Here is a 20,909-nt window from a genome sequence, read left to right as displayed (position 1 = left end):
CCGGGGACCTTACGTGCTCAGCGGCCAGGCGGTCAGGCCGCCGCGTTCAGCCGGCCTGGCCGAGGAACTTGGCGAGGCGGCTCACACCCTCGACGAGGTCGTCGTCACCGAGCGCGTAGGACAGGCGGAAGTATCCCGGGGTGCCGAAGGCCTCACCGGGGACGACCGCCACCTCGGCCTCCTCCAGGATGATCTCGGCCAGCTCGGCGGAGGTCGCCGGGCGCCTGCCGCCGAACTCCTTGCCCAGGAGCGCCTTGACCGAGGGATAGGCGTAGAACGCGCCCAGCGGCTCGGGGCAGACCACGCCCGGGATCTCGTTGAGCATCCTGACCATGGTCCGGCGGCGCCGGTCGAAGGCGGCGCGCATCTCCGCCACCGCCGACAGGTCGCCGGTGACGGCGGCCAGCGCGGCGGCCTGGGCGACGTTGGAGACGTTGGAGGTGGCGTGCGACTGCAGGTTGGCGGCGGCCTTGACGACGTCCTTGGGACCGATCAGCCAGCCCACGCGCCAGCCGGTCATCGCGTAGGTCTTGGCGACGCCGTTCAGGACCACCACCTTGTCGCCCAGTTCCGGGACCACGGTGGCGATGCTCGCGAACGTCGCGTCGCCGTACGTGAGGTGCTCGTAGATCTCGTCCGTGACGACCCACAGATCGTGCTCGACGGCCCAGCGGCCGATCTCCGCGACCTGCTCGGGGGTGTACACCGCGCCGGTCGGGTTGGACGGGGAGACGAAGAGCAGGACCTTGGTGCGGTCGGTGCGCGCCGCCTCCAGCTGCTCCACGCTCGCCAGGTATCCGGTGGTCTCGTCGGTCACCACGTCGACCTGGACGCCGCCGGCGAGCTTGATCGCCTCGGGGTAGGTCGTCCAGTACGGGGCCACGACCACGACCTCGTCACCGGGGTCGAGCAGGGTGGCGAACGCCTCGTAGACGGCCTGCTTGCCGCCGTTGGTGATCAGGACCTGGGCCGCGTCCACCCGGTAGCCGGAGTCGCGGAGCGTCTTGTCGGCGACGGCCTGCTTCAGCTCGGGAAGGCCACCGGCCGGGGTGTACTTGTGGAACCTGGGGTTCCTGCACGCCTCGACGGCCGCCTCGACGATGTAGCCGGGGGTCGCGAAGTCCGGCTCACCGGCGCCGAAGCCGATGACCGGGCGGCCCGCCGCCTTCATTGCCTTGGCCTTGGCGTCCACGGCGAGCGTGGCGGACTCGGAGATCGCGGAGATGCGCGCTGAGATGCGAGGACGGGTCATACCTCCATGGTTACAGACCTGTGCCGATGTTTCCGCCGCGTATCCACCATGCGGACGTCACCCCGAGAGCCGCCTGAGCACCGGCGGCAGCCTCTGAGCTGGACGATCGTCCGCCGGTTCGACGTGGTGGCCATTCACCCGTAGACTCCGGCATGGTCTTTCCGCCGTATGCGTGAACCGGCGGTCAAGACCGTGAGCCACGGACAAACTTCGGTCCAACCGATGTATGGTGGTTCATGTCTTAGGGCACTAGCGCAATTGGTAGCGCACCGGTCTCCAAAACCGGCGGTTGGGGGTTCGAGTCCCTCGTGCCCTGCTAGGAGCGGTCCGCGCATCAGGCGTCCAGCGCGCCGCTTATGTGCGTTGGACTCGATGGATTCAGGTGAGGACTGTGGCGATCGACACGCGCGGCGAAACCGCAGACAAGCCGAGCGGTGAGAAGAAGACCAAGCGCACTTCTCCCGCCCTTTTCTACCGGCAGGTAGTCGCCGAGCTGCGTAAGGTCATCTGGCCTACGCGCAAAGACCTTATTTCGTACACCATCATCGTCCTGATCTTCGTTCTGATCATGGTCGGGATCGTGTCGGCTTTGGACGCGCTGTTCACCGAGGGCGTGCTGAGAATCTTCGGCGGAGCCTGAGTCGCGGTCTCCGGCGGGCGGACAGCCTCGCCGACGACTCCACAAGCCATCGACGAAAAGAGAAAGAGCACCGTGTCCGAGTCTGCACAGTCGGCCGGCGAGTCCCGCGAAGAGCGCGAGGACGAGCTGGAGAAGGCCGTCGACGTCACCGAGGATTCGCTTGACGAGTCCGACGGGCAGGATGTCGACGCCGAGACCGACACCGACGCCGAGGGCGAGGCCGAGCAGGCCCCGGCCGGCGTCGTCGACGAGGACGGTGACGTCCTTCCCGACGTCGACCCGGTCGAGGAGTTCAAGCGGCACCTGCGGAGCCTGTTCGGCGAGTGGTACGTCATCCACTCCTACGCCGGTTACGAGAACCGCGTGAAGTCGAACATCGAGACCCGCACGCAGTCCCTCAACATGGAGGACTACATCTTCCAGGTCGAGGTGCCCACCCACCACGTGACCGAGATCAAGAGCGGCAAGCGCCAGCTGGTCAAGGAGCGGGTGCTGCCCGGATACGTCCTGGTCCGGATGGAGCTCACCGACGAGTCCTGGTCCGCGGTGCGTAACACCCCCGGTGTGACCGGTTTCGTGGGCCTCTCCAACAAGCCGAGCCCGCTGAGCCTCGAAGAGGTCGCCAAGCTGCTCGCGCCGGAGCCCTCGGAAGAGGTGAAGAAGTCCACCGCGAAGGCCTCCGCCGCGACGGTCGACTTCGAGATCGGCGAGTCCGTCACCGTCATGGACGGCCCGTTCGCCACGCTGCCCGCCACGGTGAGCGAGATCAGCGCCGAGTCGCAGAAGCTCAAGGTGCTCGTGTCGATCTTCGGCCGTGAGACTCCGGTCGAGCTCTCGTTCAACCAGGTCTCGAAAATCTAAACCGGTCGCGTAGACTTCACCAGTCTGCCCCGCGGTCGCGGGGATGGTTCCTTCTTCACTCCGGTCGAAATCCAGCCGCCGGAGTGGGTCCCGCCTGCGCGGGGCCAGCAGGGACATCGTTCAGAGAAGCAAGGACCCGGAGAGAAGCATGCCTCCTAAGAAGAAACTCGCCGCCCTGGTCAAGGTCCAGCTCCCCGCTGGCCAGGCCACGCCCGCGCCGCCGGTCGGTACCGCCCTCGGTCCGCACGGCGTCAACATCATGGACTTCGTGAAGCAGTACAACGCTGCCACCGAGGCCCAGCGCGGCAACATCATCCCCGTTGAGATCACCATCTACGAGGACCGCACCTTCACCTTCATCACGAAGACGCCCCCGGCGCCTGAGCTGATCAAGAAGGCCGCCGGTGTCGCCAAGGGTTCGGCCGTCCCGCAGAAGGACAAGGTGGGCAAGCTCACCAAGGAGCAGCTGCGCCAGATCGCCGAGACCAAGATGCAGGACCTCAACGCCAACGACATCGCGGCGGCCGAGAAGATCATCGCCGGCACCGCCCGGTCGATGGGCATCACGATCGCCGACTAGCCGAAACGGCTGACCGGGCCCTGCGGGCACGAGCGCGGGAGCATGATCCGCGCGACCGTCGAGGGGCCGGACAACGGGCGGAGCACGAGCGACGTCCGGCAGGAAAATTTCGTAGTAAGTGGAGGGGTCAGGCGCTGGCCCGCACCACGAACACTCGGATCCACAGGAGTGATCACATGAAGCGCAGCAAGGGATTCCGCGCCGCGGCGGCGCAGGTCGACCGCGAGACCCTGTACACCCCGGCGCAGGCGGCCAAGCTGGCCAAGGACACCAACGTCGCCAAGTTCGACGCCACCGTCGAGGTGGCCCTGCGGCTGGGCGTCGACCCTCGCAAGGCCGACCAGATGGTCCGCGGCACCGTCAACCTCCCGCACGGCACCGGCAAGACCGCCCGGGTCCTGGTCTTCGCGACCGGTGACCGTGCCGAGGAGGCCCGCGCCGCGGGCGCCGACATCGTCGGTGCCGACGAGCTGATCGACGAGGTCGCCAAGGGCCGCCTCGACTTCGACGCCGTCGTCGCCACCCCGGACCTCATGGGCAAGGTCGGTCGTCTGGGCCGCGTGCTCGGCCCCCGTGGCCTGATGCCGAACCCCAAGACCGGCACCGTGACCCCGGCCGTCGGCAAGGCCGTCACCGACATCAAGGGCGGCAAGATCGAGTTCCGTGTCGACCGGCACGCGAACCTGCACTTCATCATCGGCAAGGTGTCCTTCGGCGAGCGCCAGCTCATCGAGAACTACGCCGCCGCCCTCGAAGAGGTGCTGCGTCTCAAGCCGTCCGCGGCGAAGGGACGCTACGTCAAGAAGGTCGTCTTCTCCACGTCGATGGGCCCTGGCATCCAGGTCGACCCCAGCCAGACGCGGGCGCTGACCGCCGAGCTCGACGCCTGATAGCAGACGTCTTCTGAGGAAGGCCTCAACCGAATGGCCATTCGGTTGAGGCCTTTCTTCGTTCTCCCGGACGACGCGCCCGGCTTTGCCGACGCGTAGTGTCGTTGTCATGGATCACCGGGGGAACGAAAGGGTGGAGACGAAAATGCGCCGATTGGCTCCCACAGTCGCACTGGGAGCGGCCGCGCTCATCGCGGTCGCGGGATGCGGTGCGCAGGGCACCGGCTCCCTCGGAAACGTCAAACTCGCCGCGGCGGACGCGGTGCAGCAGAGTGCTCAGAAGGCCGAGGAGGTCACCTCCTACTCCGCGGACGTGGTTCTCGACGCCACCGGTGGCGAGAAGGGGGCGGGCAAGGTCCAGGGCAGCATGCTCTACCAGAGCAAGCCCCAGCTGGCGACGGACATCAGGCTCGACACGATCACCTTTGGCGGACAGAACGTGCCGGGCGGGGCGCGGGCCATCCTGTCGGGTGACACGGTCTACGTGAAGTCCGAGCTCATCAACAGGGTCGCCGGCACCAGCAAGCCGTGGACCAAGGTGTCGCTCAGCGAGCTCGACGCCAAGGGGCAGTCCGAGATCAGGAAGTTCATGGACCAGGCGCAGCAGTTCGACCTGGCGGGCACCGTGAAGCTGCTGACCGCGTCCAAGGACGTCAAGGCGGTCGGCACCGAGACGGTCGGTGGGGTCGACACGACCCACTACAGCGGCACATTCCCGGTCGCCGAGGCCGCCCAGCTGATCGACCCGGCCAAGCGTGAGAAGCTTCAGGAGCAGCTCTCGCAGGCCAAGGACGTGAAGTTCGACCTCTGGGCCGACGCCCAGAGCCTGCCCCGTAAGGTCACGCTCAGCGGCTCCGAGAAGGACGCGTCGTTCAACCTGACGGCGCTCTTCAAGGGGTTCAACGAGCCCGTGGAGATCACGGCCCCGCCCGCCGACCAGGTGGGTGACCTGCCCGAGCACCGCGGCGGAAACTGACGTTTCCCGGAAATCCGCGCCCCCGGCCGATCGGCCGGGGGCGCGAGTTTTTTCCGGCTTACCGCGCTGAGGTGGCGCCGAGTTGGCATTCGTGGCGTCAGCGCGTAAGCTGTCAACGCCGAAGACCGCCGGTCGTCGTCAGGTCGCATGACCTGATGGCTTAAGGATCCACGTCAGTGGACGGCCCGCGTAGGTTGTGATGTGAGTTTTCATCTGGACTAACCTCCTTATGTGAGCCCCGTGCGCCTGCGCCGGGGCTTGTTCGCTTTTCTGGGCCCTTGCCCCGGCGGCACATCTGGAAGGAGGCCCATGGCGAAGGCAGAAAAGGCAACGGCTGTCGCTGAGCTGAAGAGCAGCTTCGACGGCTCCAATGCTGCCGTTCTGACCGAATACCGCGGTCTCACCGTCGCCCAGCTCAAGCAGCTGCGCGTTTCTCTCGGTGAGAATGCGAAGTTCGCCGTGGTGAAGAACACGCTGACCAAGATCGCGGCCACTGAGGCCGGGTTCAACCAGCTCAACGACCTGCTCGCGGGTCCGTCGGCGATCGCGTTCGTCAACGGCGACGTGGTCGAGGCTGCCAAGAGTCTGCGTGACTTCGCCAAGGCCAATCCCCTCCTGGTCATCAAGGGCGGTGTCGTCGACGGCAGGTCGATGACGCCGGACGAGATCAGCAAGCTTGCCGACCTTGAGTCGCGTGAGGTTCTCCTCGCGAAGCTGGCCGGTGCCCTGAAGGCGAAGCAGGGCCACGCGGCCGCCGTCTTCAATGCGCTGCCCACCAACATGGCTCAGCTGGCCGAGGCCCTGCGCGCCAAGCGCGAAGGCGCCGGCGAGTAGGTCCGCGCAGGCGGTCACAGGGGATTAACGCAAACCGCGGTCCCGACTTTCTTTAGTAGTTCAGATCCGTATGGAGGAACCATCATGGCGAAGCTCAGCACCGACGAGCTGCTCGACGCTTTCAAGGAGATGACTCTTCTTGAGCTGTCCGACTTCGTGAAGCTCTTCGAGGAGACCTTCGACGTCAAGGCCGCTGCCCCCGTCGCCGTCGCCGCCGCCGCCCCCGGTGCGGCCGCTGTCGAAGAGGTCGAGGAGCAGGACGAGTTCGAGGTCGTCCTCGAGGCCGCCGGCGACAAGAAGATCCAGGTCATCAAGGAGATCCGCGCCCTGACGAGCCTGGGCCTCAAGGAGGCCAAGGACCTCGTTGACGGCGCTCCCAAGTCCGTCTTCGACGGCAAGGTCAACAAGGAGCAGGCCGAGAAGGCCAAGGCCGCCCTTGAGGGCGCCGGCGCTTCGGTGACCGTCAAGTAGTTCGTTTCATCGAAAAGAGCGGGTCCACCTGGTGCCGGTGGCCCGCTCTTTTCGTGTTTCCGCCCTCCTGCGACCCGTACGCGGGTGAGTTCGCATCCGGGTGAGAGGGGCGGGAAGCGGTCGGCCGAGATGCGCGTCGGCGGCGGGGGAGGACCACCCGCACCGGGCCGGACGCCTCGTCGTTCCGGGGACGGGGTGCAGGGGCGGGCGAAATGGCCCGGGGCATGTGGGCGAAGGCCGTTATGCGGATCTGCGCGGCGGGTTATGATCCGGCGATCGGGGAGCGTACCGTCCGGCGCGGTGAAGCGGTCGCGCTCGCCGGCCCGCGTTCCGCAGACCGTGCGATGGGAGAGAACGCATGGCAGTGCACGCCACTCGTTCCCGTCGCTCACGCCGCTACCGTCGCCCTCTCAGGATCGTGGGGCCGATGCTGGGGGTTTTGATCGTGGCGTTGCTCGCCGCCGCGTTCTGGATCGGTGCCGCCCTGCGCGACGCCCAGACGGCCGCTGACGACCGGCAGGCCGCGCTGAGGGCGGCGGGGGCCCACGCCGTGCATCTGCTCTCCGTCGGCTACAGGAGCGTCGACGAGGACATCGGGCGCATCCTCGACACCTCCACGGGCGTGGCCAGGGCCGAGTACGCCAGGACCGCCGCGGAGCTCAAGAGGAGCACGGTGAAGGACAAGATCCTCCAGACGGGTGCGCTGCGGGCCTCGGGGCTGGTCTCGTTGAAGGGGAGCACGGCCCAGGTGATGGTGGTGGGCGACGCGGTGATCCGGCGGGACGGGAGCAAGGACGCCCCGCAGGAGCGGTTCTACCGGTGGAACATGGAAGTGACCAAGGTCGGGGGATCGTGGCTCGTGTCCAAGGCGGAGCTGGTGCTGTGAGACGTGCCTCCCGGCTGGCGATCGGGCTCATGGTCGCCGTCGCGCTCGCGCTCGCGGCGGCCGTCTGGATCATGTTCACCGACCTGAGCCGGCTGCGCGCGGACGAGACGGCGGGCCGGGAGGCGCTCGCCGCGGCCCGTTCTGTCGCCCCCGACATGCTGTCGTATGACTATCGTACGATCGAACAGGATTTCGCAAGAGCGAGCGAATACACCGTCGGGGCGCTCAGCCTGCACTACCGGCAGCTGGCCAGGAGCATCGCTCCACAGGCCAGGAGACAGAAGACGGTGCAGCAGGCCACGGTGACCGGGGCCGGGGTCGAGTCGGTGGAGTCGGGAGGTTCCGGCCGGGTCGAGGTGCTGCTCTTCATGAGCATGAGCACGGTCAAGACTCCCGAGGGGGAGAAGGAGCCCCGCCGCGTCGTCAGCCAGAACCGGGCCAGATTCATCATGATCAAAAAGGATTCCCGGTGGCTGGTCTCGGAGCTCTCCACCCTGCTCGGAGACCCTCCGCCCCCTTGATCGGCGCGTCGCTTTATTTAATTGTTAGCAAAGCCTCGGTTTGGGTTGGGTTGGCTGTTGGGTACACCGGCCATGGCAGCGTCGATCGTCGGTCGATCCCTCGGCTGGTGTTCGATCCGCCGCGTGACTCAGCGTCAGCCACACCAGGTCGGGCATTGTCTCCGCTGTGGTGGTGTACGCAGGTCACCCGGTGGGAAAACTCCCAGGGTCTCGGCTGTTTCCCGGCCGAAATGTCGGCTCCCGGGCTTGACGTTTCGGCTCTGACGGGCGATGCTGCGACCAACGTGGAGCTTGCAGTGAGACTGAAGTGGACAGGTGTATGCCGTTCGGCTACACTGCCCCTTTGCGCTGCCCTTTGACGACCCGCTTCTTTTGGTGCTCTGATGCATGGTCGTCTGGCGTGCGTGTAGTCAGTCCGCCGCGAGCCCTCGGAAGGACATCTGTTGGCAGCCTCGCGCAACGCCTCCGCCGTACCCGCCGGTCCCCGTCGTGTGTCTTTCGCACGAATTCAGGAGCCGCTAGAAGTTCCTGACCTTCTCGCTCTTCAGACCGAGTCCTTCGACTGGTTGCTCGGCAACGAGAAGTGGAAGGGGCGGGTCGAGGCGGCTCGCCAGGCCGGGCGCAAGGACGTTCCGGCCCAGTCGGGCCTCGAAGAGATCTTTGAGGAGATCAGTCCTATCGAGGACTTCTCCGGGACCATGTCCCTGTCGTTCCGCGATCACCGGTTCGAGCCGCCCAAGTACTCAGTCGATGAGTGCAAAGACAAGGACATGACCTACTCCGCCCCGATGTTCGTCACGGCGGAGTTCATCAATAACACCACTGGTGAGATCAAGAGCCAGACCGTGTTCATGGGCGACTTCCCGCTCATGACCGGTAAGGGTACATTCATCATCAACGGCACCGAGCGTGTCGTCGTCTCCCAGCTGGTCCGGTCCCCGGGCGTCTACTTCGACCGCAGTGTCGACAAGACCTCGGACAAGGACCTCTATGGATGCAAGGTGATCCCGTCGCGGGGCGCCTGGCTTGAGTTCGAGATCGACAAGCGCGACAGCGTCGGTGTCCGCATCGACCGCAAGCGCAAGCAGGCCGTCACCGTGCTGCTCAAGGCGCTCGGCTGGACCAGCGACCAGATCCTTGAGCGTTTCGGTCAGTACGAGTCGATGCGCGCGACCCTGGAGAAGGACCACACGGCCGGCCAGGACGACGCTCTGCTCGACATCTACCGCAAGCTGCGCCCGGGCGAGCCCCCGACCAAGGAGTCGGCGCAGACGCTGCTGGAGAACCTGTACTTCAACTCCAAGCGCTACGACCTCGCCAAGGTCGGCCGATACAAGATCAACAAGAAGCTCGGGGTCGACAGCGAGATCACCCAGGGCACGCTCGCCGAAGACGACATCGTCGCCACCATCGAATACATCGTCCGGCTCCACGCCGGCGAGACGGAGATGCCCGGCGCGAACGGTTCGATCGTCGTCGAGACCGACGACATCGACCACTTCGGCAACCGCCGTCTCCGTACGGTGGGCGAGCTCATCCAGAACCAGGTCCGCCTGGGCCTGGCCCGCATGGAGCGCGTCGTCCGCGAGCGGATGACGACCCAGGACGTCGAGGCGATCACGCCGCAGACCCTGATCAACATTCGCCCGGTCGTGGCGTCGATCAAGGAGTTCTTCGGCACCTCCCAGCTGTCCCAGTTCATGGACCAGACCAACCCCCTCGCCGGACTGACGCACAAGCGTCGTCTGTCCGCGCTGGGCCCCGGTGGTCTGTCCCGTGAGCGGGCCGGTTTCGAGGTCCGTGACGTTCACCCGTCGCACTACGGTCGCATGTGCCCGATCGAGACGCCGGAAGGACCGAACATCGGTCTGATCGGCTCGCTGGCCTCCTTCGGCCGGGTCAACTCCTTCGGGTTCGTCGAGACCCCCTACCGCAAGGTCGTCGACGGCCGGGTCACCGACCAGGTCGACTACCTGACCGCGGACGAGGAGGACCGGCACGTCATCGCCCAGGCGAACACGCCCATCGGTTCCGACGGAACGTTCCTCGAGTCGCGCGTGCTCGTCCGCAGGAAGGGCGGGGAGTTCGAATCCCTGCGCGCCACCGAGGTCGACTACATGGACGTCTCGGCACGCCAGATGGTGTCCGTGGCGACCGCGATGATCCCGTTCCTGGAGCACGACGACGCCAACCGTGCGCTCATGGGCTCCAACATGCAGCGCCAGTCGGTGCCGCTGCTCAAGAGCGAGGCGCCGCTGGTCGGCACCGGCATGGAATACCGTGCCGCGACCGACGCCGGCGACGTCATCACCGCCGACAAGGCGGGCGTGGTCGAGGAGGTCTCCGCCGACTACGTCACGGTGATGAACGACGACGGCACCCGTACGACCTACCGGGTCGCCAAGTTCAAGCGCTCCAACCAGGGCACCTGCTTCAACCAGAAGCCGATCGTCGCCGAAGGCGACCGGATCGAGGTGAACCAGGTCGTCGCCGACGGTCCCTGCACCGACGAGGGCGAGATGGCCCTGGGCAAGAACCTCCTCGTGGCGTTCATGCCGTGGGAGGGCCACAACTACGAGGACGCGATCATCCTCTCCCAGCGTCTGGTGCAGGACGACGTCCTGTCCTCGATCCACATCGAGGAGCACGAGGTCGACGCCCGTGACACCAAGCTGGGCCCCGAGGAGATCACCCGGGACATCCCGAACGTCTCCGAGGAGGTCCTGGCCGACCTCGACGAGCGCGGCATCATCCGCATCGGCGCCGAGGTCGTCCCCGGCGACATCCTCGTCGGAAAGGTCACGCCCAAGGGCGAGACCGAGCTGACCCCCGAGGAGCGCCTGCTGCGCGCGATCTTCGGTGAGAAGGCCCGCGAGGTCCGTGACACCTCACTGAAGGTGCCGCACGGCGAGCAGGGCAAGGTCATCGGGGTGCGCGTGTTCAGCCGCGAGGAGGGCGACGAGCTCCCCCCCGGCGTCAACGAGCTGGTCCGCGTCTACGTGGCCCAGAAGCGTAAGATCACCGACGGTGACAAGCTGGCCGGCCGTCACGGCAACAAGGGCGTCATCTCCAAGATCCTCCCGGTCGAGGACATGCCGTTCCTTGAGGACGGCACGGCCGTCGACATCATCCTCAACCCCCTGGGCGTGCCCGGCCGAATGAACGTCGGCCAGGTCCTGGAGACCCACCTCGGGTGGATCGCGGCCAGAGGGTGGGACATCAGCGGCATCCAGGAGGCCTGGGCCGAGCGGCTGCGCGACAAGGGCTTCGCCGAGGTCGAGCCGCACACCAACATGGCCACGCCGGTGTTCGACGGTGCCAACGAGGAAGAGATCATCGGTCTGCTCGACAACACCCTGGTCAACAGGGACGGCGGGCGCATGGTCGGCGCGAACGGAAAGGCCCAGCTGTTCGACGGCCGTTCCGGGGAGCCGTTCCCGCACCCGATCTCGGTCGGTTACATCTACATCCTGAAGCTGCTCCACCTGGTCGACGACAAGATCCACGCTCGTTCGACCGGCCCGTACTCCATGATCACCCAGCAGCCGCTCGGCGGTAAGGCCCAGTTCGGTGGCCAGCGCTTCGGTGAGATGGAGGTCTGGGCGCTGGAGGCGTACGGCGCCGCCTACGCCCTGCAGGAGCTGCTCACCATCAAGTCCGACGACGTCCTCGGCCGCGTGAAGGTCTACGAGGCGATCGTCAAGGGCGAGAACATTCCCGAGCCGGGCATCCCGGAGTCGTTCAAGGTGCTCATCAAGGAAATGCAGTCGCTGTGCCTGAACGTCGAGGTGCTCTCCAGCGACGGCATGTCCATCGAGATGCGCGACACCGACGAGGACGTCTTCCGCGCCGCGGAAGAGCTCGGCATCGACCTGTCCCGGCGTGAGCCGAGCAGTGTCGAAGAGGTCTGATCTAGAAGCTGAGGAGGGGATTACATAGTGCTCGACGTCAACTTCTTCGACGAGCTTCGGATCGGCCTCGCGACCGCCGACGACATCCGCCAGTGGTCGCACGGTGAGGTGAAGAAGCCGGAGACCATCAACTACCGGACGCTCAAGCCCGAGAAGGACGGACTCTTCTGCGAGAAGATCTTCGGTCCGACTCGCGACTGGGAGTGCTACTGCGGTAAGTACAAGCGCGTCCGCTTCAAGGGCATCATCTGTGAGCGCTGTGGCGTCGAGGTGACCCGCGCCAAGGTGCGTCGTGAGCGGATGGGCCACATCGAGCTGGCCGCGCCCGTCACGCACATCTGGTACTTCAAGGGTGTCCCCTCCCGTCTGGGATACCTGCTCGACCTGGCCCCGAAGGACCTTGAGAAGGTCATCTACTTCGCGGCCTACATGATCACGCACGTCGACAAGGAAATGCGCGAGCGTGACCTGCCGTCGCTGGAGGCGAAGATCTCCGTCGAGCGGCAGCACATCGAGCAGCGTCGTGACGCCGACATCGAGGCTCGCCAGCGCAAGCTGGAGAGCGACCTGGCCGAGCTTGAGGCCGCGGGCGCCAAGGGCGACCAGCGCCGCAAGGTCCGGGAGGGCGCCGAGCGTGAGATGCGGCAGCTGCGCGACCGGGCCCAGCGCGAGCTGGACCGGCTGGACGAGGTCTGGAGCCGCTTCAAGAACCTCAAGGTCCAGGACCTTGAGGGCGACGAGCTGCTCTACCGCGAGATGCGCGACCGTTTCGGCCGCTACTTCCGCGGCGGCATGGGCGCCCAGGCGATCCAGGAGCGCCTGACCAACTTCGACCTCGCTCTTGAGGCCGAGAACCTGCGCGAGACGATCCGCAGCGGCAAGGGCCAGAAGAAGGCCCGCGCGCTCAAGCGTCTCAAGGTCGTGTCGGCGTTCCTGAACACCCGCAACTCGCCCAACGGGATGGTCCTCGACTGCATCCCGGTCATCCCGCCGGACCTGCGCCCGATGGTGCAGCTCGACGGTGGCCGGTTCGCGACCTCGGACCTGAACGACCTGTACCGCCGGGTGATCAACCGGAACAACCGCCTCAAGCGACTTCTCGACCTCGGCGCCCCCGAGATCATCGTGAACAACGAGAAGCGGATGCTCCAGGAGGCCGTCGACGCGCTGTTCGACAACGGCCGCCGTGGCCGCCCGGTCACCGGTCCCGGCAACCGCCCCCTGAAGTCCCTCAGCGACATGCTGAAGGGCAAGCAGGGCCGGTTCCGCCAGAACCTGCTGGGCAAGCGAGTCGACTACTCCGGCCGTTCGGTCATCGTCGTCGGCCCGCAGCTGAAGCTGCACCAGTGCGGTCTGCCCAAGCAGATGGCCCTGGAGCTCTTCAAGCCGTTCGTGATGAAGCGTCTGGTCGACCTGAACCACGCGCAGAACATCAAGTCGGCCAAGCGGATGGTCGAGCGTGCCCGGCCGGTCGTGTGGGACGTCCTCGAAGAGGTCATCACCGAGCACCCCGTGCTGCTCAACCGTGCGCCGACCCTGCACCGCCTGGGCATCCAGGCCTTCGAGCCGCAGCTGGTCGAGGGCAAGGCCATCCAGATCCACCCGCTCGTCTGCACCGCGTTCAACGCGGACTTCGACGGTGACCAGATGGCCGTGCACCTGCCGCTGTCGGCCGAGGCGCAGGCCGAGGCCCGCATCCTGATGCTGTCGACGAACAACATCCTCAAGCCGGCCGACGGCAAGCCCGTGACCATGCCCACCCAGGACATGATCATCGGTCTTTACTCGCTGACCACGCTCAAGGACGAGGACGAGAACGGTGTCGGCAGGGGCCGGGTCTTCGGCTCGGTGTCGGAGGCGCTCATGGCCTTCGACCGCCGCGAGCTGGACATCCAGTCGCTGATCCAGATCCGGATGAAGGGAGACGTCCCGCCGCCCCGCGGCTGGTCCGCTCCCGAGGGCTGGGAGGCGGGTGACAGCTACCGCCTGGAGACCACCCTGGGCCGTTGCCTGTTCAACCAGACCCTGCCGGCGAACTACCCGTACGTGAACTCGCAGGTCGGCAAGAAGCAGCTCTCGGTCATCGTGAACGAGCTCGCCGAGAAGTACCCCAAGGTCGAGGTCGCCGCGGCGCTCGACGCCCTCAAGGACGCCGGTTTCTACTGGGCGACCAGGGCCGGTGTGACGATCTCCATCGAGGACGTCATCGCGCCGCCGAACAAGGCCGAGATCATGGAGACGTACGAGCGCAGGGCCGACAAGGTCCAGCGTGAGTACGAGCGCGGTCTGATCACGGACGAGGAGCGTCGTCAGGAGCTCATCGAGATCTGGACGCACGCGACCAGTGACGTGACCGACGACATGCAGAAGGCGTTCCCGAAGACCAACCCGGTCTGGATGATGGTCCAGTCGGGCGCCCGAGGAAACCTGATGCAGGTCCGGCAGATCTCCGGCATCCGTGGCCTGGTGTCCAACACCAAGGGCGAGACGATCCCGCGTCCGATCAAGGCCTCGTTCCGCGAGGGTCTGTCGGTGCTGGAGTACTTCATCTCCACCCACGGTCAGCGGAAGGGTCTGGCGGACACCGCGCTGCGGACCGCCGACTCGGGTTACCTGACCCGTCGTCTGGTGGACGTCGCGCAGGACGTCATCGTCCGCGAGATCGACTGCGGCACCGACCGTGGCGTCCCGCTGCACGTGGCCGACCGCGACGCCCAGGGCAACCTGGTCAAGGCGGAGAACGCCGAGAGCAACGTGCACGGCCGCATCCTCGCCGAGGACGTGGAGGTGGACGGCAAGATCATCGCGCCGATGGGTGTCGACATCAACGACATCCACGTCACCGCGCTGGTCGAGGCCGGGGTGGAGACCGTCAGGACCCGCAGCGCCCTCGTCTGCGAGGCCAAGATCGGTGTCTGTGCCACCTGCTACGGCCGTTCGCTCGCGACCGGCAAGCTCGTGGACGTCGGCGAGGCGGTCGGCATCATCGCCGCCCAGTCGATCGGCGAGCCCGGCACCCAGCTGACGATGCGGACCTTCCACACCGGTGGTGTGGCGGGCGCCGACATCACCCACGGTCTGCCCCGTGTGCAGGAGCTCTTCGAGGCGCGCGTCCCCAAGGGTGTCGCCCCGATCAGCGAGGCCGAGGGCCGGGTCCGCATCGACGAGACCGACAAGACCCGGAAGATCGTGATCGTCCCGGACGATGGTTCCGAGGAGGTCGCGTACCCCGTGTCGATGCGGTCGCGCATGCTCGTCTCCGACGGGCAGCGCGTCACGGTCGGCCAGCAGCTGATCGCGGGTGCGGTCAACCCCAACGAGGTGCTGCGCATCCTCGGCCCCCGGGCCGTGCAGTTGCACCTTGTGGCGGAGGTCCAGCAGGTCTACCGCTCGCAGGGTGTGTCGATCCACGACAAGCACATCGAGATCATCGTGCGGCAGATGCTCAAGCGCGTGAACGTGCTGGAGTCCGGCGACGCCGACATGCTGCCCGGTGAGCTCGTCGAGCGGCCGCGCTTCGAGCGGATCAACCGCGAGTGCGTGGCGGAGGGCGGCACGCCGGCCTCCGGACGTCCGGTGCTGATGGGCATCACCAAGGCCTCGCTCGCCACCGAGTCCTGGCTGTCCGCGGCGTCCTTCCAGGAGACGACCCGAGTGCTCACCGACGCGGCGATCCACGCCAAGTCGGACTCGCTGCTCGGTCTCAAGGAGAACGTCATCATCGGAAAGCTCATCCCGGCCGGTACGGGCATGCCCCAGTACCGCAACATCCGGGTCGAGCCCACCGAGGAGGCGAAGGCCGCCATGTACACCGTCGGAGGCTACGACGGCTCCGCGGCCGACTACACCTTCGGTTCGGGCTCCGGCGAGGCCGTGCCGCTGGAGGAGTACGACTTCGGTCAGTACAACCGCTGAACGGCACGACCGCTGAGCGGTCGCTGACGGCAGAGTGGTCGCAGACGGCGCCCGGTCCCCGAAAGGGGGCCGGGCGCCGTCGCTTTCCCTCCGGTACCGTCGCCTTTCCTGCCCGCCGACCCGATAGTTGGGGATGTGGACCTTTCTTGACCGGAATGTTGCGGTGAAAGCCACACGTTAATGCGGAGAACGGCCGGAGAAGTGCTCCGCGCCGGGTAAACTCGACACGGACCCGGAAGCGGTCGGTCGGAAACCGATCGCGGGAGTCATGACACGAACGCCGACGCCTGGTGAGTGCAGCCGTTTTGACGTGTTGCGTTGGGCTGGGTAGTCTTTCCCTTCGTGCCCATGTCTTCATGGGTCTTCATGCGTGCGCGTCGCCAGGTTCCCGATGAGGGGGCGGCAGAGGCGCCGTGTGGCCTCCTCCACCGGACCGGCCTTAACCGGGATGTGGCGCGAAACTTACGCGACACGCCCGACCGCGTGGGTCGGAGGGGATGAAAGAACCGCAGGTCATGACACCGGCAGCACCTGCAAAATGCACCACATTCGAATTACCGGCTAGCACGAACGGAGACGCGGTGCCCACGATTCAGCAGCTGGTCCGCAAGGGCCGCCAGGACAAGGTCACAAAGACCAAGACTCCGGCGCTCAAGGCCAGCCCTCAGCGACGCGGCACCTGCATGCGCGTTTACACCACGACCCCGAAGAAGCCGAACTCCGCCCTCCGCAAGGTCGCGCGTGTCCGGCTCACCAACGGCATCGAGGTCACGGCCTACATCCCCGGTGTCGGCCACAACCTCCAGGAGCACTCCATCGTGCTCGTCCGTGGTGGTCGTGTGAAGGACCTGCCGGGTGTTCGCTACAAGATCATCCGCGGCTCGCTCGACACCCAGGGTGTCCGTAACCGCAAGCAGGCCCGTAGCCGTTACGGCGCGAAGAAGGAGAAGTAAGAATGCCTCGCAAGGGTTCTCCTGGCCGTCGTCAGCTCATGGCTGACCCGGTTCACAACTCGCCCCTGGTCACCGCGCTCATCAACAAGGTGCTCCTGGACGGCAAGCGATCCATCGCCCAGTCCATCGTGTACGGCGCCCTCGAAGGCGCCAAGGAGAAGACCGGCAACGACCCGGTCGTCACCCTGAAGCGCGCGCTGGACAACGTCAAGCCCACCCTTGAGGTCCGCAGCCGCCGTGTCGGTGGCGCGACCTACCAGGTCCCGGTCGAGGTGCGCGCGACGCGCAGCACCACCCTGGCCCTGCGCTGGCTGGTGCAGTACTCCCGCGCCCGCCGCGAGAAGACCATGACCGAGCGCCTCATGAACGAACTGCTCGACGCAAGCAACGGCCTCGGCGCAAGCGTCAAGAAGCGCGAGGACACCCACAAGATGGCCGAGTCCAACAAGGCCTTCGCCCACTACCGCTGGTAACAGCGGGTTCGACGAGACGACGAGGACGCGAGAGAAGTGGCCACCACGACCGCTCTTGACCTGGCCAAGGTCCGTAACATCGGGATCATGGCCCACATCGACGCGGGCAAGACCACGACGACCGAACGCATCCTGTTCTACACCGGTATCAACTACAAGATCGGTGAGGTCCACGAGGGCGCAGCCACGATGGACTGGATGGAGCAGGAGCAGGAGCGTGGTATCACCATCACCTCCGCTGCCACGACCTGCGAATGGCTCGGCCACACGATCAACATCATCGACACGCCGGGCCACGTGGACTTCACGATCGAGGTGGAGCGCTCGCTCCGCGTCCTCGACGGTGCCGTCGCCGTGTTCGACGGCGTCGCCGGTGTCGAGCCGCAGTCCGAGACGGTCTGGCGTCAGGCCGACCGCTACGAAGTGCCCCGGATCTGCTTCGTCAACAAGCTGGACCGGGTCGGCGCGGAGTTCCACCGCTGCGTCGACATGATGATCAGCCGCTTGAACGCGACCCCCGCGGTGCTTCAGCTTCCCTGGGGCGTCGAGGCCGACTTCAAGGGCGTCATCGACCTGGTCAGGATGAAGGGCCTGTACTGGGGCACCGAGACGGCCAAGGGCGAGATGTACGAGACCGTGGACATCCCGGAGGAGTACTCCGAGGCTGCCCGCGAGTGGCGTGACAAGCTGGTCGAGACGGTCGCCGAGAACGACGACGAGCTCATGGAGCTCTTCTTGGAGGGCGTCGAGCCCACCGAGGAGCAGCTGGTCGCGGCCATTCGCCGCGCGACGCTGGCCAGCGCCATCAACCCGGTCCTGACCGGCACCGCGTTCAAGAACAAGGGCATTCAGCCCCTGCTCGACGCGATCGTCGCCTACCTTCCCGCCCCGATCGACATCCCGGCCTTCAAGGGTCACGCGGTCGGCAAGGAAGACGAGGTCATCGAGCGTCACGCCGACGTGAGCGAGCCGTTCTCCGCGCTCGCCTTCAAGATCATGAGCGACCAGCACCTGGGCCGTCTCACCTACATCCGCATCTACTCGGGCACGCTCGAGACCGGCACCGCCGTGATCAACTCGGTGAAGGGCCGCAAGGAGCGGATCGGCAAGATCTACCAGATGCACGCCAACAAGCGCGAAGAGCGCGCGTCGGCCGTGGCCGGTCAGATCGTCGCCGTGATGGGTCTGAAGGACACCACCACCGGTGACACCCTGTCGGACCCGGCTCACCCCGTGGTCCTGGAGTCGATGAACTTCCCGGCGCCGGTCATCAGCGTCGCCATCGAGCCCAAGACCAAGGGTGACCAGGAGAAGCTGGGCACCGCGATCCAGCGTCTGGCCGAGGAGGACCCGTCCTTCCAGGTCCGTCGTGACGACGAGACCGGGCAGACGGTCATCTGGGGCATGGGCGAACTCCACCTGGAGATCCTCGTCGACCGGATGCGCCGCGAGTTCAAGGTCGAGGCCAACATCGGCCGGCCTCAGGTGGCCTACCGGGAGACCATCCGCCGCAAGGTGGAGAAGGTCGACTACGTCCACAAGAAGCAGACCGGTGGTTCCGGCCAGTTCGCCAAGGTCATCATCGACATTGAGCCGCTGGGCGAGGGCAACGACGGTTACGAGTTCTCGAACAAGGTCTCCGGTGGCCGCATCCCGAGGGAGTACATCCCCTCGGTCGACGCGGGCGCCCAGGAGGCGGCCGAGTTCGGTGTTCTCGCCGGATACCCCATGGTCGGGGTCAAGGTCACCCTGCAGGACGGTGCCTACCACGAGGTGGACTCGTCCGAAATGGCCTTCAAGATCGCTGGCTCGATGGCCTTCAAGGAGGCCGCGCGCAAGGCGGACGCCGTAATCCTGGAGCCGATGATGGCCGTTGAGGTCACCACGCCCGAGGACTACATGGGTGATGTCATCGGTGACCTCAACGGTCGCCGCGGGCAGATCCAGGCGATGGACGAGCGCTCCGGCGCCCGGATCATCAAGGCGCTCGTGCCGCTCTCTGAGATGTTCGGCTACGTGGGAGACCTCCGTAGCAAGACGCAGGGACGCGCGAGCTACAGCATGCAATTCGACTCCTACGCCGAAGTGCCCGCGCACATCGCCAAGGAGATCGTCGCGAAGGTGCGGGGCGAGTAAGTCCAGCACCATTCCGGGTGCGGGTAACGAGGAGATCGTCACCCCGCCACCGGAGGGGTGCGGGGCGAGCAGGCCCCAGCGCTGTTCCGGGTGCGGGTGGCGAGGAGATCGTCACCCCGCCACCGGAGGGGTGCGGGGCGAGAGCTTTCTCGCCGGCCGGTTCCGAGAGGGACCGGCCTCCCCAATCCCGAATATGAAGACGCAAGTCACGTCAGAATCTCTAAGGAGAGAGCAGTGGCCAAGGCCAAGTTCGAGCGGACCAAGCCGCACGTAAACATCGGCACCATTGGGCACATCGACCACGGCAAGACCACTCTGACCGCGGCGATCACCAAGGTGCTCCACGAGCGTTTCCCGAACCTCAACGAGGCGACCCCGTTCGACAAGATCGACAAGGCGCCCGAGGAGAAGGCTCGTGGTATCACGATCTCCATCGCGCACGTCGAGTACCAGACCGAGAAGCGCCACTATGCCCACGTGGACTGCCCCGGTCACGCCGACTACGTGAAGAACATGATCACCGGTGCGGCTCAGATGGACGGCGCGATCCTCGTGGTCGCCGCCACCGACGGTCCGATGCCGCAGACGAAGGAGCACGTCCTCCTGGCCCGCCAGGTCGGCGTCCCCTACATCGTCGTCGCCCTCAACAAGTCCGACATGGTGGACGACGAGGAGATCCTGGAGCTCGTCGAGCTCGAGGTCCGCGAGCTTCTCTCGGCTCAGGAGTTCCCCGGCGACGACCTGCCGGTCGTCCGCGTCTCGGCGCTGAAGGCGCTTGAGGGCGACACCAAGTGGGGCGACTCGATCATCGAGCTCATGACCGCCGTGGACGAGAACGTCCCCGAGCCGACTCGTGAGACCGAGAAGCCGTTCCTCATGCCGATCGAGGACGTCTTCTCGATCACCGGTCGCGGTACGGTCGTCACCGGCCGTATCGAGCGCGGTATCGTCAAGGTCAACGAGACCGTCGACATCATCGGCATCAAGGAGACCAAGACCACCACCACGGTCACCGGTGTCGAGATGTTCCGCAAGCTCCTCGACGAGGGCCAGGCGGGCGACAACGTCGGTCTGCTCCTGCGCGGCATCAAGCGCGAGGACGTCGAGCGCGGCCAGTGCATCATCAAGCCGGGCACGACCACCCCGCACACCGAGTTCGAGGCCCAGGTCTACATCCTGAGCAAGGACGAGGGCGGCCGCCACACCCCGTTCTTCAACAACTACCGCCCGCAGTTCTACTTCCGTACGACCGACGTGACCGGCGTGGTGAACCTCCCCGAGGGCACCGAGATGGTCATGCCCGGCGACAACACGGAGATGAGCGTCGCGCTGATCCAGCCCATCGCGATGGAGGACGGTCTCAAGTTCGCCATCCGTGAGGGTGGCCGCACCGTCGGTGCGGGTCGAGTGACCAAGATCATCAAGTAGTACGATCGCGGAGTGGCGGTCGGCCCTCGAGACAGGGCCGACCGCCTCACCACGAGGGGACCGCGTCGCAGGGCGCGAACCCCGGCAGGACCCCACGAACCGTGATCTCGCAGTTGGTTCGGCCGAAGGATGACCGAACTCACTGCCAGATCACGGAAGAAAGCGCGGACTCACAGCGTCTG

16 protein-coding genes and 1 tRNA gene are annotated in these 20,909 nt (G+C 66.2%); 16 read left to right on the top strand and 1 reads right to left on the bottom strand.

Annotated elements, in window-relative coordinates; all coding sequences use genetic code 11:
• Positions 1-46: 46 nt before the first annotated feature.
• Entirely contained in the window at positions 47-1,252 is a 1,206-nt protein-coding gene (locus ACIBH4_RS09380) for a pyridoxal phosphate-dependent aminotransferase (RefSeq protein ID WP_362503088.1), read from the bottom strand.
• 243 nt (positions 1,253-1,495) lie between these two features.
• Between ACIBH4_RS09380 and ACIBH4_RS09375 the strand changes: the two genes are divergently transcribed.
• The 16 genes from ACIBH4_RS09375 to tuf all read left to right on the top strand — a co-directional run bounded on the left by ACIBH4_RS09375 (position 1,496) and on the right by tuf (position 20,727).
• Positions 1,496-1,568: transfer RNA gene (locus tag ACIBH4_RS09375), tRNA-Trp, on the top strand.
• Between the two features lie 75 nt (positions 1,569-1,643).
• Positions 1,644-1,892 carry a preprotein translocase subunit SecE gene (gene secE, locus ACIBH4_RS09370; RefSeq protein ID WP_362503085.1) on the top strand — a complete coding sequence of 83 codons (249 nt, stop codon included), beginning with the start codon at positions 1,644-1,646 and terminating at the stop codon, positions 1,890-1,892.
• Positions 1,893-1,964: 72 nt separating this feature from the next.
• Positions 1,965-2,753, top strand: a complete 789-nt coding sequence (gene nusG / locus ACIBH4_RS09365; RefSeq protein ID WP_362503082.1) for a transcription termination/antitermination protein NusG — start codon at positions 1,965-1,967, stop codon at positions 2,751-2,753.
• Positions 2,754-2,901: 148 nt separating this feature from the next.
• Entirely contained in the window at positions 2,902-3,333 is a 432-nt protein-coding gene (gene rplK / locus ACIBH4_RS09360; RefSeq protein WP_326819881.1) for a 50S ribosomal protein L11, read from the top strand.
• A 176-nt stretch (positions 3,334-3,509) separates the two neighbouring features.
• Positions 3,510-4,223 (top strand): 50S ribosomal protein L1, encoded by a 714-nt coding sequence (rplA, locus tag ACIBH4_RS09355; RefSeq protein ID WP_362503077.1) that lies wholly within the window; start codon positions 3,510-3,512, stop codon positions 4,221-4,223.
• Between the two features lie 145 nt (positions 4,224-4,368).
• Complete coding sequence (locus tag ACIBH4_RS09350) at positions 4,369-5,199, top strand: LppX_LprAFG lipoprotein (protein ID WP_350943255.1); 831 nt, start codon at positions 4,369-4,371, stop codon at positions 5,197-5,199.
• Between the two features lie 309 nt (positions 5,200-5,508).
• Positions 5,509-6,033 (top strand): 50S ribosomal protein L10, encoded by a 525-nt coding sequence (rplJ, locus tag ACIBH4_RS09345; protein ID WP_350943256.1) that lies wholly within the window; start codon positions 5,509-5,511, stop codon positions 6,031-6,033.
• A gap of 84 nt (positions 6,034-6,117) precedes the next feature.
• Positions 6,118-6,504 carry a 50S ribosomal protein L7/L12 gene (gene rplL / locus ACIBH4_RS09340; protein ID WP_350943257.1) on the top strand — a complete coding sequence of 129 codons (387 nt, stop codon included), beginning with the start codon at positions 6,118-6,120 and terminating at the stop codon, positions 6,502-6,504.
• A 427-nt stretch (positions 6,505-6,931) separates the two neighbouring features.
• A complete protein-coding gene (locus ACIBH4_RS09335; protein ID WP_362503070.1) occupies positions 6,932-7,390 on the top strand; it encodes a hypothetical protein in 459 nt (152 codons plus the stop codon).
• Positions 7,387-7,911, top strand: coding sequence for a hypothetical protein (locus tag ACIBH4_RS09330; protein ID WP_362503067.1), 525 nt, complete (start codon positions 7,387-7,389; stop codon positions 7,909-7,911). Before ACIBH4_RS09335 ends, ACIBH4_RS09330 begins: the two co-directional genes overlap by 4 nt.
• Positions 7,912-8,354: 443 nt before the next feature.
• On the top strand, positions 8,355-11,822 hold the full coding sequence (gene rpoB, locus ACIBH4_RS09325) for a DNA-directed RNA polymerase subunit beta (RefSeq protein WP_362503064.1): 3,468 nt from the start codon (positions 8,355-8,357) through the stop codon (positions 11,820-11,822).
• 27 nt (positions 11,823-11,849) lie between these two features.
• A complete protein-coding gene (locus ACIBH4_RS09320; protein ID WP_362503061.1) occupies positions 11,850-15,737 on the top strand; it encodes a DNA-directed RNA polymerase subunit beta' in 3,888 nt (1,295 codons plus the stop codon).
• Between the two features lie 581 nt (positions 15,738-16,318).
• Positions 16,319-16,690, top strand: coding sequence for a 30S ribosomal protein S12 (gene rpsL, locus ACIBH4_RS09315; RefSeq protein ID WP_012887826.1), 372 nt, complete (start codon positions 16,319-16,321; stop codon positions 16,688-16,690).
• Positions 16,691-16,692: 2 nt separating this feature from the next.
• The gene (gene rpsG / locus ACIBH4_RS09310; protein ID WP_350943262.1) at positions 16,693-17,163 is read left to right on the top strand and encodes a 30S ribosomal protein S7; all 471 of its coding nucleotides are present in this window, start codon (positions 16,693-16,695) and stop codon (positions 17,161-17,163) included.
• Between the two features lie 87 nt (positions 17,164-17,250).
• Positions 17,251-19,299 (top strand): elongation factor G, encoded by a 2,049-nt coding sequence (gene fusA / locus ACIBH4_RS09305; RefSeq protein WP_399171874.1) that lies wholly within the window; start codon positions 17,251-17,253, stop codon positions 19,297-19,299.
• 234 nt (positions 19,300-19,533) lie between these two features.
• Complete coding sequence (gene tuf, locus ACIBH4_RS09300; protein WP_362503054.1) at positions 19,534-20,727, top strand: elongation factor Tu; 1,194 nt, start codon at positions 19,534-19,536, stop codon at positions 20,725-20,727.
• Positions 20,728-20,909: the final 182 nt, after the last annotated feature.

Origin of the sequence: Streptosporangium sp. NPDC050284 (assembly GCF_044459525.1) — a bacterium.
GTDB lineage: Bacteria > Actinomycetota > Actinomycetes > Streptosporangiales > Streptosporangiaceae > Streptosporangium.
This window is presented reverse-complemented; position numbering and strand designations above follow the sequence as displayed.